The 1,176-nt window shown below is 66.6% G+C and carries 3 protein-coding genes; all 3 read right to left on the bottom strand.

Annotation, left to right across the window (positions count from 1 at the left end; all coding sequences use genetic code 11):
* On the bottom strand, nucleotides 1–339 hold a 339-nt coding region (locus AB4Y86_RS19280; protein ID WP_441403726.1), incomplete at its 3' end, for a magnesium chelatase domain-containing protein.
* Nucleotides 340–696, bottom strand: coding sequence for a YraN family protein (locus tag AB4Y86_RS19275; protein WP_349411446.1), 357 nt, complete (start codon nucleotides 694–696; stop codon nucleotides 340–342).
* 91 nt (nucleotides 697–787) lie between these two features.
* Complete coding sequence (locus AB4Y86_RS19270) at nucleotides 788–1,114, bottom strand: DUF2469 domain-containing protein (RefSeq protein ID WP_056426737.1); 327 nt, start codon at nucleotides 1,112–1,114, stop codon at nucleotides 788–790.
* Nucleotides 1,115–1,176: the final 62 nt, after the last annotated feature.

Here is a 1,176-nt window from a genome sequence, read left to right as displayed (position 1 = left end):
GCGTGTGTGTTCGTCCAGCACGGCCGCCGGCATGTTCCGCCCGGTGGGGCGGACGTCGTTGGCAGCCRGCAGCACGGCCATGGCGATGGACAGGTCGAAGCCGGAGCCTCGCTTGGGCAACGACGCCGGGATCAAGTTCGCGGTAATCTTCCGTCGGCTCAACGGGATGCCCGAGTTCTGCGCGGCGGATCGGATCCGTTCCTTCGCCTCGTTGAGCGAGGCATCCGGCAGGCCCAGGATGACGAAGGCCGGAAGGGTCTGACCGATGTCGGCCTCGACCTCGACGATGTAGCCGTTCAACCCGACCAGCGCCACCGCGTAGGTCCGCCCCAGCGCCATCTACCCCACCCCTTTGAGGTGTTCGATGGCCGGTCCGCCGGTGCCGTCGTCGAGCACGGCGATGACGTCCACACGTCGCAGCGGCATCCGCAGCTCATGGTCCCGGCACCACGCCGAGGCCAGCCGGTGCAGCCGCGCGAGCTTGTCCACGCCCACGGCTTCGAAAGGGTGCCCGTAGGCGAGGGATTTGCGCGTCTTTACCTCGGCGATGACCAGGGCGTCGCCGTCGAGCGCCACTATATCGATCTCGCCCTCCGGGCAGCGCCAGTTGCGGTCCACAATCCGCATGCCCTGGGCTTCGAGGAAGCCGGCGGCGAGTTCTTCGCCGCGGCGGCCCAGCACGTCCTTAGCTCTCATGTCTCCAGCGTGCGTCCTGAAAAGACGCCGCCACAGGCACCGGTTGGGCTATGTGGGTAACTTCAGCCCTTGCACCAGCTCGGGACTGGGATCAGTTCCCCAGGCCCTCGACCTTGGGCAGGGCCAGCTCCTCGCTGCGCGGGAGCTCTTCGACGTTGACGTCCTTGAAGGTGATGACGCGGACGCTTTTGACGAACCGGGCGGAGCGGTACACGTCCCAGACCCAGGCGTCCTGCAGCGTCAGGTCGAAGTACACCTCGCCGTCGGCGCTGCGTGCCTGCAGGTCCACGTGGTTTGCCAGGTAGAAACGCCGCTCGGTCTCGACCACATAGCTGAACAACCCGACGACGTCGCGGTATTCGCGGTAGAGCTGCAGCTCCATGTCGGTTTCATAGTTTTCAAGGTCCTCGGCACTCATGGTTCCATCTTGCACCATCGGGCGCCGGCCGCGCGCCACCGCCGGCCCCGGCTCAGTCGCGG

The sequence above is a fragment of the Arthrobacter sp. 2YAF22_2 genome (assembly GCF_052114645.1).
Lineage (GTDB): Bacteria > Actinomycetota > Actinomycetes > Actinomycetales > Micrococcaceae > Arthrobacter.
The sequence above is the reverse complement of the archived record's forward strand: the minus strand, read 5'-3'. Positions and strand labels throughout refer to the sequence as shown.